Origin of the sequence: Nocardia harenae NBRC 108248, from assembly GCF_001612885.1 — a bacterium.
Lineage (GTDB): Bacteria > Actinomycetota > Actinomycetes > Mycobacteriales > Mycobacteriaceae > Nocardia > Nocardia harenae.
Genome location: NZ_BDBH01000002.1, coordinates 467,535 through 483,756, shown reverse-complemented (window position 1 = coordinate 483,756; position 16,222 = coordinate 467,535). Strand labels below are relative to the sequence as shown.

General features: G+C 74.6%; 9 protein-coding genes. 6 read left to right on the top strand and 3 right to left on the bottom strand.

Annotated features, from left to right (window positions below):
- The first annotated feature begins 5 nt into the window (after nucleotides 1–5).
- Nucleotides 6–1,400: an MFS transporter gene (locus NH2_RS05090; protein ID WP_067648813.1), complete on the top strand. Its 1,395-nt coding sequence runs from the start codon at nucleotides 6–8 to the stop codon at nucleotides 1,398–1,400.
- Between the two features lie 64 nt (nucleotides 1,401–1,464).
- Here NH2_RS05090 and NH2_RS05085 read toward each other — a convergent pair whose 3' ends face one another.
- Nucleotides 1,465–1,941 (bottom strand): hypothetical protein, encoded by a 477-nt coding sequence (locus tag NH2_RS05085; RefSeq protein WP_067648810.1) that lies wholly within the window; start codon nucleotides 1,939–1,941, stop codon nucleotides 1,465–1,467.
- A gap of 103 nt (nucleotides 1,942–2,044) precedes the next feature.
- Between NH2_RS05085 and NH2_RS05080 the strand changes: the two genes are divergently transcribed.
- Nucleotides 2,045–3,820 (top strand): glycoside hydrolase family 183 protein, encoded by a 1,776-nt coding sequence (locus tag NH2_RS05080; protein ID WP_067648807.1) that lies wholly within the window; start codon nucleotides 2,045–2,047, stop codon nucleotides 3,818–3,820.
- Here NH2_RS05080 and NH2_RS05075 read toward each other — a convergent pair.
- Nucleotides 3,804–5,369 (bottom strand): 5-oxoprolinase subunit B/C family protein, encoded by a 1,566-nt coding sequence (locus tag NH2_RS05075; protein WP_067648804.1) that lies wholly within the window; start codon nucleotides 5,367–5,369, stop codon nucleotides 3,804–3,806. The genes NH2_RS05080 and NH2_RS05075 overlap by 17 nt on opposite strands.
- Nucleotides 5,370–5,505: 136 nt before the next feature.
- On the opposite strand from NH2_RS05075, the gene NH2_RS05070 reads away from it, so the two are divergent.
- A complete protein-coding gene (locus NH2_RS05070) occupies nucleotides 5,506–6,336 on the top strand; it encodes a hypothetical protein (protein ID WP_067648801.1) in 831 nt (276 codons plus the stop codon).
- On the opposite strand, the gene NH2_RS05065 is transcribed toward NH2_RS05070, so the two are convergent.
- Entirely contained in the window at nucleotides 6,337–7,818 is a 1,482-nt protein-coding gene (locus tag NH2_RS05065) for a CCA tRNA nucleotidyltransferase (RefSeq protein ID WP_067648798.1), read from the bottom strand.
- A gap of 95 nt (nucleotides 7,819–7,913) precedes the next feature.
- On the opposite strand from NH2_RS05065, the gene NH2_RS05060 reads away from it, so the two are divergent.
- The 3 genes from NH2_RS05060 to NH2_RS05050 all read left to right on the top strand — a co-directional run bounded on the left by NH2_RS05060 (nucleotide 7,914) and on the right by NH2_RS05050 (nucleotide 16,061).
- A complete protein-coding gene (locus NH2_RS05060; protein ID WP_084505222.1) occupies nucleotides 7,914–8,450 on the top strand; it encodes an NUDIX hydrolase in 537 nt (178 codons plus the stop codon).
- On the top strand, nucleotides 8,447–10,981 hold the full coding sequence (locus NH2_RS05055) for a DUF6049 family protein (protein WP_067648795.1): 2,535 nt from the start codon (nucleotides 8,447–8,449) through the stop codon (nucleotides 10,979–10,981). The genes NH2_RS05060 and NH2_RS05055 overlap by 4 nt, the downstream gene beginning before the upstream one ends.
- An 823-nt stretch (nucleotides 10,982–11,804) precedes the next feature.
- Entirely contained in the window at nucleotides 11,805–16,061 is a 4,257-nt protein-coding gene (locus NH2_RS05050) for a murein biosynthesis integral membrane protein MurJ (protein ID WP_084505221.1), read from the top strand.
- Nucleotides 16,062–16,222: the final 161 nt, after the last annotated feature.

The following is a 16,222-nucleotide window of genomic DNA, read 5'->3' as shown; positions in this document are numbered from 1 at the left end:
GCCCCGTGACCGGTGTGCGGGAGCGGTGGGATTCGGGTGCGGGCGCGATCCGCGCCTACCCCGCCGCGCTGCGGCTGGCCCTGGTCCGGTTCGCCGCGCAGTTCGGCGACGGGGTGTTCCAGGCCGCGCTCTCCGGCGCCATTCTCTTCAACCCGGAGCGGGAGACCGATCCGGCGGCCATCGCCGCCGGTTTCGCGGTGCTGCTGCTGCCGTACTCGCTGATCGGGCCGTACGCAGGGGCGTTGCTGGACCGCCTTGACCGGCGCCGGGTACTGCTCGGCGCGAGCCTGCTGCGGCTGCTGCTCATTGTCGCGGTCAGCCTGAGCCTGCTCGGCGGGGCCTCCTCGGAGCTGCTGCTGATCGGTGCGCTGGCGGTGGTCGGGATCAGCCGGTTCGTCTCCGCCGGGGTCTCCGCGGCGCTGCCGCTGGTGCTACCGGCGCGGCTGCTGGTGCCGACGAACTCGGTGCTCGCCACGGTGGCGTCCGGGTGCGCGGCGGGCGGCGCCGCGGTGGCGGTCGCGGTCATCGGCATGGTCGGGGCGGGTGACACCGCGTCGGCGCTCGCGGTCGCGGTGGCCGGGAGCGGGCCGCTGCTCGGTGCGCTGCTGGTCGCCGGGTTCCCGCCGGGGCGGCTGGGGCCGGGTGCCGATACCGGGCTCGGCGCCCACCGGGGGCCGGGCGCCGGGCCGCGGACCGGCCAACCCGCCGATCTCGCGGCGACGGCGCGCGCCGTCGCGGCGGGGCTGCGCACCGGCGCGGTGGCGGTGTGGCGCTCGGCGGAGGTCACCACCGCCATGGCCGGGATCGGCGCGCACCGCGTCGTCTTCGGGATCAATACCCTGGTCATGGTGCTGGTGCTGCGCCGCCCCGACTCGGCGGCGGCGGGCGTCGGCGCCGGGCTGCTCGGCTTCGGGGTGGCGATCGGCGTGACCGCCGCGGGCATGCTGCTCGCCGCCGTGCTCACCCCGCTGCTGATTCCCCGGCTCGGCCGCCCGCGCACGGTGCTGGCCGGGCTGGTGCTCGCCACCGCGGTGCAGCTGACCCTGGTGACGCCGATCGCGGTCGCCGACGCGGGTCCAGCCGCGCAACGCGCCCAGTACCTGCTGCTGGCCGGCGCCTTCCTGCTCGGGCTGGCCGGGCAGACCATCAAGCTGACCGGCGACGCCACCATGCAGCTGGATATCGACGACACGCACCGCGGGCAGGTCTTCGCCCTGCAGGACACCGTCTTCAACATCACCTTCGTGCTGGCGCTGGCCGCGACCGCCGTCGTGGTGCCCGCCGACGGTCGTTCGCTCCCGGTCGTGCTGGTGGGTGCGGGCTGCTACCTGGCCGGGATCGCCGCCGTCCTGCTCGTCGGCCGCCGCGCGCGGGCCGAGGTGCGGGTGCCCTGCGGGTAGGTCGCCGACCGGCGGCGAGAAGCCGCGGGCCGGAGCCGCGCCAATGATGGCGAGAGGCCGCGGGTCAGGGTGGTGCCGGGATCGAACCCCGGAGTTCGGGCAGCGGGCGGTGCGCGGGCGGCGGCAGCTCGGCACCCGGCTGCGGCAGTGCGTGCGGGCGCTCCGGCCAGGCGATATCCGGCCGCCCGATATCCGGCCGCGGCACCTCGGCGGCGGCACCCGCGGGCCCGACCCGGACGGTCCAGCCGAGCGGCTCCGCCTCGGCATCCTCCGGCACCCCGGTGACCAGGTGATTCCAGGTGCCGAGGCCGGTGGGGTCAGTATAGAAGTGGTCGAGCACACCGTCGTCGGTGAGATCGAGCGCCGCCAGCTCGGCGACCCCGTCGCGATCCGCATCCCACAGCGCGTCGTCCAGCAGGCCGTCACCGTCGAAATCCAGCCGCACCGCGTCGAGCGCACCGCCGAGCGACAGGTCGGCGGGGCTCGACCAGCCGTGCACCGCGCCGTCGCCGGTCCCGAAGACGTACTCGATCTCGCTCATACCGGCTTGGACGCGGCGCGCCGGGCGCCGGTTCCGGGTAGGTTGTGGCTGCTCGGCCGTACCACGTCCTCGCCTCACCCCCGACGATAGGAGTGCTCCGCAGATGGGTCGTGCCGGAAAGCGCGTACCGCTGATGTCCGCGCTGGTGCTGGCCGGGACGTTCGGCATGCCGAACGCGCAGGCCGCGCCGCACCCGTGGGCGCCGCCGCCGGTGAACAGCTGCGGCGAGACCGGGTTCGACCCGCTGCTTCGCGCCCCCGACCCGAACGCGCCGCCCCCGCCGCCGATCCAGCTCCCGGAGACCATCGAGATCCCGGTGATCTGGCCGGAGCTCACCCCGGTCCCGCTGCCCGACCCGCCGCAGAACGGCACCCGCGTCGACCAGCCACCGCTGCCCGCCGACCCGTGCCGCAACCCGTGCCCCGACGTCCGCGATTCGGTGCGCCCGGAGGAGCCGTCCACCGGCACCGACCCCGACCCGCACCCCGGCGCCGCACCGGAGCAGAAACCGGACTCCGGCTCCGGCTCCGGCAGCGCAGATACCAGCGGCTCCAGCTCAGGCTCGAGCGGCTCCGGCTCCGGCTCCAGCTCAGGCTCGAGCGGCTCCGGCTCCGGCTCCGGCTCCGGCTCGGGCTCGAGCGACTCGGGCTCCGGCTCGGGCTCGGGCTCGGGCTCGAGCGACTCGGGCTCCGGCTCGGGCTCGGGCTCGGGCTCGGGCTCGGGCTCGGGCGAGCCGATCAAACTGCCCCGGGTGGTGATCAAGCCGGAGATCGAGCCCATTCCGATCCCGGTGCCCGGCGGCCCCGGCCCCGAGCCGCAGCCGGCCCCGCCGCCGGTGCTGAACCCGGTGCAGCCGGGTCCGGTCGCGGCACCGGTGGCCGCGCGCTCGGTGCGTGAGGTCTCGCTGGTGCGGCAGCTGACCGGCCCCGGCTCCGAGAACCGCACCGATATGCGCTGGTCGGTGGATGGCACCGACCTCGGCTTCGTCTACGAGAGCAAGCCGGGCGAGGTGGCCGTTGTCTTCGGCGACACCTTCGGCGCGGGCTGGGGGCCGGGCGGCGCAGGCGCGGTGGACGAGGACTGGCGCAGCAATGTGCTCGGTTTCAGCACCGACCGCGACCTGGCCGATGGCATGACCATCGACACCATGGTGCAGGACAGCCCGTGCCACGCCGCCGAGGTGCTCGGCAGCCGCAAGATCAAGAACTGGGAGACCACCACCATCCCGACCTCCGGTTTCGCGCTCGGCGACCGGCAGTACCTGAGCTACATGTCGGTGAACCGGTGGAGCCGGATCCCGGGGCTCTGGTGGACCAACCACGGCGGGCTGGCCTGGTCCGACGACGGCGGCCGCACCTGGACCAAGGATCAGCACGCGCGGTGGGAGAACCTCTTCGGGCTCGGCCGCTTCCAGGTGGCGGCGATGGTGCCGCACGACGACTACGTCTACATGTTCGGCACCCCCAACGGCCGGATCGGCGTGGCGGGGCTGGCCCGGGTGGCGAAGGCCGATGTGCGGAACAAGTCCGCGTACCAGTACTGGGTGAACGGCAGCTGGGCCCCGGCTGCGGAGAACGCGGCGACGCCACTCTTCCTCGGCATGGCCAGCGAGGTCTCGGTGCGCCACGACGCCGCCTCCGGCCAGTGGCAGATGATCTACCTGGATTCCCTGGCCGGCGCCATCGTGCTGCGCACCGCGCAGGAGCCGCAGGGCGTCTGGAGCGACCCGGTGCCGCTGGTCTCCACCGCCGATTACCCCAAGGCCTACGGCGGCTTCATCCACCCCTGGTCCACCGCGAACGACCTGTACTTCCTGCTCTCGGCCTGGGACAGCTACAACGTCTACCTCATGCGCGCCCGGCTCACCGAGCCGCGCTGAGCGGGTGGAAGCGCAGGGCGGTGCCCGGGCGCAGCTGCGCGACGGTGCCGAGATCGGCGGCGGCGACAACCCCGATCACCGGGTAGCCGCCGGTCACCGGGTGGTCGGCGAGCATGATCACCGGCTCGCCGCCGGGCGGCACCTGGATGGCGCCGAGCGGCAGCCCCTCGGTGGGTAGCTCGGCGGTGATCGCGCGCCGCAGCGCGGGGCCGCGGCTGCGCTCCAGCCGCACCCCGACCCGGTCCACCTCGCTGGTCACCCGCCACTCGCCCGCGTAGAGCGCGGCCGGGTCGGCGAACCAGCCGTCCCGCGGCCCCGGCCGCACCCGCACCGGAACCGGCGCCTCGGGCAGCGGCGGCACCGGGGCCTGGTCCACGATCGGCCAGTCCCGCGGCGGCGGCCCGATGGGCAGCTCGTCGCCTGCCGCGACCGGCTGCGGCCCGAGCCCGGCCAGGGTGTCCCGGCTGCGCGAGCCGAGCACCGCGGGCACCTCGATGCCACCGCGCACCGCCACGTACCCGCGCAACCCCACCGCGGTGACGCCGAGCGCGAGCACCGACCCCGCCGCCAGCGTCAGCACGCTCGCGTGCCCCACCGGCACCCCGTCCACCGTCGCGGGCAGCGGCGCCCCGGTCACCGCGACGGTGATCCGGCGGCGGGCGCGCAGCACCACCCCGCCGACGAGCACCTCCAGCGCCGCCGCGGTCTCCGGATTCCCGACCAGCCGATTGGCCAGCGCGAGCGCCGCCGGGTCGGCCGCGCCGGAGCGCCCGACCCCGGAATCGGTCCACCCGGGACGCCCCAGATCCTGCACCGTGACCGCCGGGCCGACGCGTTCGACCAGCACAGCGGGGTCGGTCACCACGGTCGTGGCGGGTCGCTCCGCATCCGCAACGCGCGTTGCACCGCGGGTTGAGACAAAGCGAACCGTGGTCCCGGGGTGGATGAGCGCGGGCGGCTCGCGGCGCAGATCCCACAACGCCAGGTCGGTACTTCCGATGAGCTGCCAGCCGCCCGGCGTCGCCCGCGGATAGACGGCGCTGTACCCGCCCGCCAGCGCCACCGCCCCGGCCGGGATGGCGGTGCGCGGGCGGTCCCGGCGCGGCACGGCGAGCCTGCCGTCCGGCGCGCGCAGGTACCCGAACCCCGGCGCGAACCCGACGAAGGCGCACTGCCAGAGCACCCCCGTGTGCGCGGCGATCACCTCGGCGGTGGTCAGCCCGAGCTGCGCGGCGACGGCGTCCAGATCGGCGCCGTCGTAGCGCACCGGCACCTCGAGCGGGTCGGCGGAACCGGCGGTTTCACGGGAAACATGGGCTCCCGGTTCGGCGGCGATCCGGGTGAGCGCGGCGGCCACCCGCTCCAGCGCCGCGGCGGAGCGCACCAGGACGAGCACGGTCTCGGCGGCGGGCACGAGCTCGAGCACGCCGGGCACCGCGCGGACGGTCAGGTGCTCGGCGAGGGCGATGGGATCGGCCCCCGGCGCGAGCGTGAGCAGGAGCGCGGTCTCGCCCGCCGGGCTGATGTCGAATGCCGGATCCTCGGTCATGGCGCTCCTCCTCGATGACAGGCGGGGGAGTGTCCAGGATCGCAGCCGCGGCGCGGCGCCGCGCCGAATCGACGCTGTGCCCGAAGCCACTGCGGTATACCCCCGTTCACGCTCCCCGGCTAGGCTCGGATCGGTCATGGCCACTTTCGATCCGAGATCCTGGTCGGCGCTTCCGCTCTGGTCGCCGCTGCGCGCCATGGACGTGGGCAAGAGACTGCTGGACCAGTCCTGGGCCACCCAGTGGGTCGCGGCGACCACGGCCTGGGTCGACCCGGTCGCCGACCTCGGCGCGGGCACCGTCACCGCGCTCCTGCCCGACGTGCTGATGACGCTGCTCAGCGAGGGCATCCTGAGCCGCTTCGGCGGCCGCGCCATCGATGTCACCGTGCTCGGCCACGAGCTGCACGCCACCCTCGAGGTGCTCGGGGTGCGCCGGGCGGGGGCGCACTTCCGGACCAAGACGGTGCTCGCCGGGCTGCGCTGGGACGGGCACCCGATCGAGACCGTCACCGTGATCGCGCACGGCGTCCGGCTGGTCCCCGGCGTGCCGACCCGGGTGCGCGCCGCCCGGGTGGACGTGGACGGCACCGTGCGCCTCGCCGCGCTGCTGGAGTGGCTCGGCACCAGGCAGCTGGAGTGGGCGCTGGCGGCCGAGCCGGACGGCCGGATCCGGGCCACGCACCGGCGCCGCCGGATCACCGCCTGGGTGGACGCGGAGATCCGCGAGGGCGCGCTCACCATCGACGTGCACAGAGCGCGCTGGTCCGGCATCCCGGTCCCGCGCCGCATGCTCGGCACCACCACGGTGCCGCTGGCCGAGCTGCCCTTCGGCGCCCGCGTGGTCTACGGCACCCGCGAGGGCGACCTGGTGCGCTTCCGGGCCGAGGTGGCATCGGTGAGCGCCTCCTTCGACCTCGCGCAGATGCGCTCGGCGATCGTCACCGGAACGGCGCTGATCCTCTTCTGATCAGCCGTTCTGCCCCTTCCACCAGGCGACGAGCGCGGCCTCGGCCTCGTCCCGGTCCAGCGGGCCGCGGTCGAGCCGCAGCTCCTTGAGGAAGCGCCACGCCCTGCCGACCTCGGGGCCGGGGGCGAGGCCGAGCAGCTCCATGATGGCGTTGCCGTCCAGGTCCGGCCGCACCTTGGCCAGGTCCTCCTGCGCCCGCAGCGCGGCGATTCGCGACTCCAGCTCGTCGTAGGTGGCCTGCAACGCGGCCGCCCTGCGCTTGTTCCTGGTGGTGCAGTCGGCGCGGACCAGCTTGTGCAGCCGGGGGAGCAGGTCGCCCGCATCGGTCACGTAGCGCCGCACCGCGGAGTCGGTCCACTGCCCCTTGCCGTACCCGTGGAAGCGCAGGTGCAGGTAGACCAGGCGCGCGACCTCCTCGGTGAACTGCTTGGGATATTTGAGCGCCTTCATCCGCCTGCGCACCATCTTGGCGCCGACCACCTCGTGGTGGTGGAAGCTGACGCCGCCGCCCGGCTCGTTGCGCTTGGTATCCGGCTTGCCGATGTCGTGCAGCAGCGCGGCCCAGCGCAGCACCGGGTCCGGGTCGCCCTCCTCCAGGTCGACGGCCTGGCGCAGCACGGTGAGCGAGTGCCAGTAGACGTCCTTGTGCTGGTGGTGCTCGTCGATCTCCAGCTTCATGGCGGGCACCTCGGGCAGTACGTGCTCGGCCAGCCCGGTCTCGCACAGGATGTCGATGCCGTCGATCGGGTGCGCGCCGCAGATCAGCTTGTCCAGCTCGGCCCGGACCCGCTCGGCGGTGATCCGCTCGATCTCGCCTGCCATGGCGGTCATGGCGGTGCGCACCCGCGGCGCCACCGCGAAGCCGAGCTGGGCGACGAAGCGCGCGGCGCGCAGCATGCGCAGCGGGTCGTCGTCGAAGGAGTCCTCCGGCGCGGCCGGGGTGTCCAGCACGCCGGCGAGCAGCGCGGCCATGCCGTCCAGCGGGTCCTCGAACTCCATCGAGCCGTCGCCCGCGATCCGCACCGCCATGGCGTTCACCGTGAAGTCGCGGCGCACCAGGTCGCCCTCGAGGGTGTCGCCGAAGGTGACCTCGGGGTTGCGCGAGACCCGGTCGTAGCTGTCGCTGCGGAAGGTGGTGATCTCCAGCTGCTGGTCGCCCTTGGCGGCGCTCACGGTGCCGAAGGCCAGGCCCCCGGTGTCCCACAGGTGGTCGGCCCAGCCGCGCAGCAGCTCCTGCACCCGCTCCGGGCGGGCGTCGGTGGTGAAGTCCAGATCGGTGCCGAGCCTGCCGAGCACCGCGTCCCGCACACTGCCGCCGACCAGGTAGAGCCGGTGCCCGCCGGCCGCGAAGAGCTCGCCGAGCGGGGTGAGCACCGGGCTGAGCCCGCCGAGCGTCACCGCGGCGGCGGCGAGCAGCCTGGCTCGGCGTTCCCGGTCGGCCCCGGCGGCGGCGGGCGGGCTGTCGGACGTCGGAGAAACCACGAGTCAGCAGCTTACCGAGCAGCGTCGAGCGAGATTTTTCGCGCGCACCCCCGCCGTCACGCGGCGACCGGACCGGCGCACAGTAGGATTACCGGGTGTCCCAGGCCGATCGCGCGAACAGCAGACGCCGCCAACCGCGGCGCCGCGGTTCGGCCGCCGACGGGTCCCGGCCCCGGCTGCGCACGGTCCGGGAGACTTCGGCGGGTGGCCTCGTCGTGGACGGGCTGGACGGCCCCGCCGCAGGGCGCAGCGCCGCCCTCATCGGGCGCACCGACCGGCGCGGGCGGTTGCTCTGGTCGCTGCCGAAGGGACACATCGAAGAAGGGGAGACCGCCGAACAGACCGCGATCCGCGAGGTCGCCGAGGAAACCGGCATCAACGGACTCGTGGTGGCCGAACTCGGCAGCATCGACTACTGGTTCGTGACCGAGGGCAGGCGGGTACACAAGACCGTGCATCATTTCCTGTTGCGTTCGGTCGGCGGCGAGCTGTCCGACGCCGACGTCGAGGTCACCCAGGTCGCCTGGGTGCCGCTGACCGAACTGAACTCCCGGCTCGCCTACGCCGACGAACGGCGGCTCGCCGAGGTGGCCAACCGGCTGATCGACCGGATGGAGACCGGTAAGCGATGACACGCGGGCTGTTCCGGGTCGCCGCGGCGATCCTGACCATCCTCGGTTCGATTCTGGTGGTGGCCCCGCTGACGGGTCAGGCAGCGGCCCAGCCCAACGTCGCGGGCGATGCCGACCAGCAGATCGGGGCGCCGAAGTTCCTCAAGCTCTCGCTGGATTCGGTGACGCCGACCGCGGTGACCACCGCCAGCGACCCGGTGGTCACCGTGACCGGGACCGTCACCAATATCGGCGACCGGGTGGTCGACGACATCAGCGTCCGGATCCAGCGCGCGCCCGCGATCACCGAGCCGGGCGGGGTGCGCAGCAGCCTGCGGCTGGACCAGGTGAACTACGAGGTCGTCGGGCCGTTCCAGGATGTCGCCGAGCGGCTCAGCCCCGGGCAGCGCAGGCAGTTCATCCTGACCGTCGCGATCCGCGGCGCGACCGACGGCTCCGAGGGCGCACTGGAGATCACCGAACCCGGCGTCTACCCGCTGCTGCTCAATGTGAACGGCGAACCCGCCTACGGCACCCAGGCCCGGCTGGACGACGCCCGCTTCCTGCTTCCGGTCCTCGGCGTCCCGCCCGCGGGCGGGAGCGAGCCCGCGGTGCCCGCCGCCCCCGCGCCGCCGGTCGCCACCACCGTGCTCTGGCCGCTCGCCGACCGCCCGCGCTGGGTGCCGACCGAGCCCGCCGAGGATCCCGGCCAGGTGCTGCTCACCGATGACGAGCTCGCCGCCTCGCTCGGCAAGGGCGGCAGGCTGGACCAGCTGCTCGGCGCGCTGGAGAACGAGATCGGTGTGGACGGCGCCAGGAACCGCACCCTGGCCGATGGCATCTGCCTCGCCATCGACCCCGACCTGCTGCTCACCGCCGCCGCCATGACCGACGGCTACCGGGTGCTCGCCAGCCCGTCCGACCCGGACGGCCAGACCAGGGCGGGCAGCGGCGCCGCCCAGGCGCAGGCCTGGCTGGACCGGTTGCGCGTAGTGGCCGCCGCGAACTGCACCGTCGCGCTGCCCTTCGCGCAGGCCGACCTGACCGCGCTGGCCGCCGTGCACGACCCGGCGCTCACCGCGCGGGCAGTGCGCGAGCCCGCCGATATCGTCGACCGAATCCTCGGCGCGCGCTCGCTGCGCGGGGTCGGCATCCCCGACTCCGGCAGCATCGACCCGAGCGCGGGCGGGCTGCTCACGGAACAGAACATCCGCACCGCCGTGCTGGCCGAGAGCGCCGTCGCCGAGCAGGGCACGGCGGGCGCGAGCGGCGCCGACGACCTCACCCAGGGCCCGTCCGGGGCCGAGCCGACGCCCGCCGAGCCCGCGCGCCCCGAGGTGGTGCGGATGCCGGACATCGTGCCCGCCGGCCCGGTCGCCGCGCTGGCCGAGACCCCGGCCGGGGAGGGCCCCGGCGCCAGGCCGGACCCGGCGCTGCACGCCGTCACCTACGACATCTGGTCCGCCACCGCGCTCGCCGCCGTCGGCTCCAACCCGCCGACCCCGTCGTTCACCCCGGCCCGGGTGCGCTACGACGTCACCAACGACTCCAGGACCGCCCGGCTGCAGGACGCGCTCGGCGCGCTCACCTGGACCGCGCTCAACCCCCGCCCGGACCGCCCGCGCGGGCAGCTGCTCGTCCCGCCGCAGCAGTGGGGCGCCAACCGGGAGGAGGCCATCACGCTGCTCCGCCAGGTGGACGCGCTGCTGACCAGCGGCATGGCCACCGCGCGGACGCTGCCCGACTTGCTCGCTCAGCCCGCCGACCCGCGCCCGTACGAGCCGGACCACCTGCCGCGCGCCGTCGCGGACGGGGTCCCCGAAAGCTTCGTCGCGCCGATCCGCGACCAGGGCGCCCGGATCACCGCGCTCTCCCGCGCGCTGGTCGAGGTGCCGGAGCTGGAGCTCACCCCGACCGAGTACGTGACCCCGCTGCGCGACGACCTGATCCGCGCGCTCACCCTCTCCGACCGGCGCGCGGGCGGCACCGCCCAGCCCGACGTCTACGCCCAGCGCAGGCTGGACCGCACCGGAAGCACCATGGACCGGATCTACGGCTCGGTCACCGTGCTCCCGCCCGGCGGCGTCTACACCCTCGCCTCCGAGCAGAGCCCGCTGCTGCTGGTGGCGCGGAACGAGCTGCCGGTGGCGATCCGGGTCAAGTTCCGCATCGAGGCGCCGCCGGAAGCCGCCATCGACGACACCGGCGAACAGATCCTGCCGCCGAACGGCACCCGCTCCTTCCAGATCCCGACCGAGGTGAACGACAGCCGCAATCTCGTCATCCCGATCTCGCTCACCACTCCCGACGGTGTCGCACTGGGTAACGCGACCTCGGTGTCGGTGCGTTCGAACGCCTACGGCCAGGCGCTGGCGATCATCACCGCGTGCGCGGCGACGCTGCTCCTGCTGCTGGCCGGACGCCGCCTCTGGCACCGGTTCCGGGGCAGGCCCGACCCGGCCGACGAGACCTTCGATCCGGAGGTCGAGCGCCAGGTGAGCCGCTACCGGAGGTTCCTCGCCCGGGCCGTCCGCCGCCGGGAGCCGCTGTGAGGGACAATCACGGTGCGCGAGTAGCACAGCAGGAGGCAGGATGAGCGACGAACATCCGACCGCTCATCGGCCCCACCCGGAGGACGAGCCGGACGGCGCCCGCGTGCGCCGCGCCCCCACCGCCCCATGGGAACGTCAGCTGCACCGCCCTCGGGTGGATCCGGAAGGGGGAGCGGGGATGTCCGAGGGTGCCACCGAGCGGTTCGGTGACGATCCGCCGCCGCAGGTTCCGCAGGTCAGCAGGGGTGAGCCCGGGCTGCGCGGCCCCGACGGGGCGCGGCGCGTTCCGCCTGCGGGCCGGAACGGGGCGCCGCCGCCGCGCCCGGTCGGGCCCGCGCCGAGCGGTGGGATGGGGCGGCAGGCGCCGCCGTCCGGCGGGATGCCGCAGGCGCGGCCCGCGGGGCGGTCACGGGCGGTGCCGCCCGATGCGCCGCCGTCCGCCGGGAGGCCTCCTCAGGCGCCGCCGCCTGGACCTGCACCGCAGTCGGCCCGGCCCGGCCCGGCCCGGCAGGCGCCGCCGAGGGACCCCGCCCGGCCCGCAGGTGAACCCGCGCGGCCGCCCGTCGACCCCGCGCGGTCTGCGGGTGATCCCCCGCGGCAGGCACCGCCGTCCAGGGATCCTGCCCCGCCCGCGCGGCAGGCACCGCCGTCCAGGGACTCCGCCCGGCAGGCGCCGCCGTCCGGCGCGCTGCCTCGGCAGCGCCCGTCCGGTCCCGTGCACGGCGACCGGCACATCCCGCCGCCGAACTACGGCGAACGTCCCGCACCACCGCCGCGCGGTGAGCGCCCCCCTCGGCCCGCGCCCCCGCTCGACGAGCGTGGAATGCCGCAGCGCCCGCCCGCGCAGCGCGGTGAGCCGATCTCCCCCGCCCCGGGCGACCGCCCCGCACCGCACAAGCCGGCCGCCCCGCCGCGCGCGGAGGCGGCTCCGCCGACGTCGCACCGCGGTACCGAGGCCCCACCGCAGCCCCCGCGCGGCACCCAGGCCCCGCGCGACGCCCGCCCCCTCTCGCACGGCGAGCCGATCCCCGGTGAACCCCGCCGCGCCGTACCCCCGCGCCGCCCCGGCGCCCAGCCCGCCTCCGGCGGCATGCCCCGCCAGCCCGCGCACCCGGGCCGGCAGCGCTACCCGGCCGAGCCGAGCCGGGACCGCAAGCACGCACACGAGGCCCCCTCGCAGCGCCCGGCCCCGCAGCGCATCCCGGCGTCCGAGCCCAAACACGCCCGCCCGGCCGAGCCCGCGACCTCGCGCTACGCGCAGTCCGCCGGAGCGGCAACCGCGCTCGCCCCCGAGCCGGAGCGCCCGGAGTCCAGGGAGAGCGCGAACGCCCGCCTGCTCCGCGACTCCGGCTCCATCGCCATCGCCACCCTGATCAGCCGGATCACCGGCTTCGGCAAGCAGCTGCTGCTGCTCGCCGTGCTCGGCCCCGCCGTGGCCAGCTCGTTCGTCTCGGCGAACCTGATCCCGAACATGATCGCCGAGCTGGTGCTCGGCGCCGTGCTCACCGCCATCGTGGTCCCCACCCTGATCCGCGCCGAACAGGAGGACGACGACCACGGCGCCGCCTTCGTCCGCCGCCTGGTCACCGCGGCGTTCACCGTGCTGGCCGTCGCCGCGCTGCTCGCCACCGCCGCCGCCCCGATCCTGGCGACGCACGTCTTCGTCTCCTCGGACGGCAAGGTGAACACCGAGCTCACCACCGCGCTCACCTTCCTGCTGGTCCCGGCGATCCTCTTCTACGGCATGTCGGCGCTGCTCACCGCGATCCTGAACACCAGGCAGGCGTTCCGCCCCGGCGCGTGGGCGCCGGTGCTGAACAACGTGGTCGTGCTGATCATGCTCGGCGCCTACGCGCTCACCCCCGGCGAGATCAGCCTGAACCCGGTGACCATGGGCGATGCCAAGCTGCTCGTCCTCGGCCTCGGCGTGACCACCGGCGTCTTCGTGCAGGCCGCCAGCCTGCTGCCCGCCATCCGCAGGCACGGCATCGACCTGCGCCCGCTGTGGGGTATCGATGCCAGGCTCAAGCAGTTCGGCCGGATGGGCATCGCGATCATCCTGTATGTGCTGATCAGCCAGGTCGGGCTGATCGTCGCCAACAACATCTCGTCGCACGCCGACGAGGCGGGCCCCGCGATCTACTCCAATGCCTGGCTGCTGCTGCAACTCCCGTACGGTGTCCTCGGCGTCACCCTGCTCACCGCGATCATGCCCCGGCTGAGCCGCAATGCCGCCGCCGACGACACCCCCGCCGTCGTCGACGACCTCTCGGTCGCCACCCGGCTCACCATGATCGCGCTGGTCCCGGTGGTGATCTTCCTGACCCTGGCAGGCCCGCAGGTCGGCGAGGCGCTCTTCGGCTACGCCCGCTTCGCCGAGGATGCCGAGCGGCTCGGCCAGGCGGTCAGCTGGTCGGCGTTCGCGCTGATCCCGTACTCGATGGTGCTGATCCACCTGCGCGTCTTCTACGCCCGCGAGCAGGCATGGACGCCCACCTGGATCGTCCTCGGCATCACCGCGGTGAAGATCATCTTCTCCGCGCTCGCCCCGGTGCTCTCCAGCGACAGCTCGCACGTGGTGATCATGCTCGGCGCGGCCAACGGCCTCGGCTACACCGCGGGCGCGTTCATCGGCGGCTACCTGCTGCACCGCAGCCTCGGCGATCTGCGGATGGCGAACGTCGGGCGCACGGTCTCCCGGGTGGTGCTCGCCGCGATCGCGGGCGGCGCGGTGATGCTCATCGTGGACCGGGTGCTCGGGCTCGGGCGGCTCTCCGAGTCGTTCGGCGGCCCCGGCTCGCTGATCCGGGTGGCGATCCTCGCGGTCGTCATGTTCGGCGTCGCCTTCGGGCTGATGCGCCTGGCCGGGATCCCGGAGATCGTGGCGATCACGGTCGCCGTCTCGCGCCGCCTCGGCATCACCCCGCCCGCCCCCGACCTCGACCTCGACTCGCCCGCCGCCGAGGAGGCGACCCGGGTGCTGCAGCGCCGCGACCAGTACGAGTACCCGCGGTTCGACCCCTACGGGGACTCCACCCAGACCATGGTGCTTCCGGTCATCCGGCCGGACGCCGTTGGCCGTACCGGTTCGGGGCACTTCCCGTACCCTGTTCGGCAGAGAAGCACAAGTGGCGACGACGAGACTTCGACGTATCCGGCCGAAGGAGGACCGAGGGTGAGCGACGACGCGGTGGGCGGCGTCCCGGCCGACGATTCTCCAGGGAACCGGCCCGCCGGGCTCTCCACCGAGCATCGGCCCGCGGAGCAGCCGTTGCAACCGGAGCAGGGCGGGCGGGTACCGCCGCGGGCGTCCGGCGCCCCGGTGCCGCCGCCCGGCGCGCCCCAGCCCGGCCCGGTCCCGCCGGACGCCCAGGCGACGGTCCGGATCGGCCCCGGCGACCTTCCCCCCGAGGCCGCGGTGCCGCCAGGCGCGGGCCCGGACACCGGCTCCGCGCACGCGCACCCGCCGCGCGATCCCCTGTACGACACCGGCATGCTGCCGATCCCGCCCGTCGGCGGCGAGCAGGGCCCCGGCCGCCGGATTCCGCGCGGCCCGAAGCTCATCCCCGGCGCCTCGGTGGCGGGTGGCCGGTACCGGCTGCTGGCCGACTGCGGCGGCTCGCGCGGGCTCAAGTTCTGGCAGGCGCTCGACATCAAGCTGGACCGCGAGGTCGCGCTGACCTTCGTCGACGCCGATCAGAAGTCCGGCGACAACTCCGGGCAGGACGGCCCGCAGGCCATCCTCTCCCGCACGCTGCGGCTCGGCCGGATCAACTCGCCCGGCCTGGCCAGGGTGCTCGACGTGGTGCGCGGCTCCTCCGGCGGCATCGTGGTCGCCGAGTGGACCCCCGGCCGCTCGCTGCGCGAGATGGCCGAGACGGTGCCGTCGCCGATCGGCGCCGCGCGCGCCATCCGGGTACTCGCCTCGGCCGCCGAGCTGGCGCACCGCGGCGGCGGCGCGCTCTCCATCGACCACCCGGATCGGGTGCGGATCAGCGCCTCCGGCGACGCCGTACTCGCCTTCCCCGGCACGCTCAGCGATGCCGACGCCCAGGGCGACGTGCGCGGCCTCGGCGCCATGCTCTACGCCCTCATCCTGGCCCGCTGGCCGATCCGCTCCGGCGGGCTGAGCGGCCAGGCCGCCACCGTCGGCGGGCTCCGGCTCGCCGACTTCGGCCAGGACGGCACCCCCGTCGAGCCGCGCCAGGTGCGGCCCGAGGTGCCCTTCGAGATCTCCGCGGTCGCGGTGCGCTCGCTGGAGTCGAACAAGGGCGTGCGCACCGCCGCCACCGTCCAGCACGTGCTGGAGCAGGCCTCGGTCGTCGACCAGAAGACCGATTTCATCCCGGTGCTCCGGCTCGGCCAGCGACAGCAGCCGCCGGTCGAGGAGTCGCTCGCCGACCCGGAGCTGCTCGCCGCCGAGCGGGAGCGCTCGCAGCGCATGCTCTGGATCATGGTCGGGCTCGGCATCCTGGCCGCGCTCGTCGTCGGCATCGTGATCTGGTGGATGGTCAGCCTGTTCGCGGGCGGCGAGCCGTCCGAGCCGCTCGACCAGTCCAACAATATCGGCCTGACCAGCGAGACCACCGCCCCGCCCGCCGCGCCGATCGGCCCGGCCGAGCCCGCCGCGAACACCGGCGTCGCGCCGGTGCCCGCCACCGCTGTCGGCGTCTTCTCGCCGGAGGGCACCCCGGACGGCACCGGCAACGCCGACGCCGTGATCGACCGCGACCCGGCCAGCACCTGGCGCACCGACCAGTACTTCCAGCAGTTCCCCGCGCTCAAGAAGGGCGTCGGGCTGCTGGCCACGCTGCCGACCCCCGCGCGGCTCAGCTCGGTCGCCATCGAGTCGCCGAGCGCGGGCAGCACGGTGGAGATCCGCACCTCGCCCACCGAGTCGCCGACGCTGGACCAGACCCAGCTGATCGGCTCGGCCCGGCTGGCGAACGGCGTCACCGACATCCCGGTGCGCACCGATCAGGCCGCCCGCTACGTCCTGGTCTGGATCACCGGCCTCAGCAGTGACGGCGGCCGCTTCCAGACCACCATCGGCGAGCTCCGCTTCAACGCCACACCCTGAAAATCCCTGCGTAACAGGGGTTACCCGGCCCACGCGGTCCGGTTGCTCCCGAATCGTCACCGACGCTATGATCGCTGCGCGCTCTCGGCAGGGGAGCTGGTGCCGGCGACCGCCTGCACCGCAGGGAGCGCTGTCCAAGGGGTTTGGCATTGTCGTCCGAA

Bases quoted from the DNA above. Each gene is read 5' to 3' on its own strand.
- NH2_RS05070 (WP_067648801.1), top strand. From the start codon at position 5,506: ATGGCCACTTTCGATCCGAGATCCTGGTCGGCGCTTCCGCTCTGGTCG.
- NH2_RS05075 (WP_067648804.1), bottom strand. From the start codon at position 5,369: ATGACCGAGGATCCGGCATTCGACATCAGCCCGGCGGGCGAGACCGCG.
- NH2_RS05085 (WP_067648810.1), bottom strand. From the start codon at position 1,941: ATGAGCGAGATCGAGTACGTCTTCGGGACCGGCGACGGCGCGGTGCAC.
- NH2_RS05050 (WP_084505221.1), top strand. From the start codon at position 11,805: ATGCCGCAGCGCCCGCCCGCGCAGCGCGGTGAGCCGATCTCCCCCGCC.
- NH2_RS05055 (WP_067648795.1), top strand. From the start codon at position 8,447: ATGACACGCGGGCTGTTCCGGGTCGCCGCGGCGATCCTGACCATCCTC.
- NH2_RS05080 (WP_067648807.1), top strand. From the start codon at position 2,045: ATGGGTCGTGCCGGAAAGCGCGTACCGCTGATGTCCGCGCTGGTGCTG.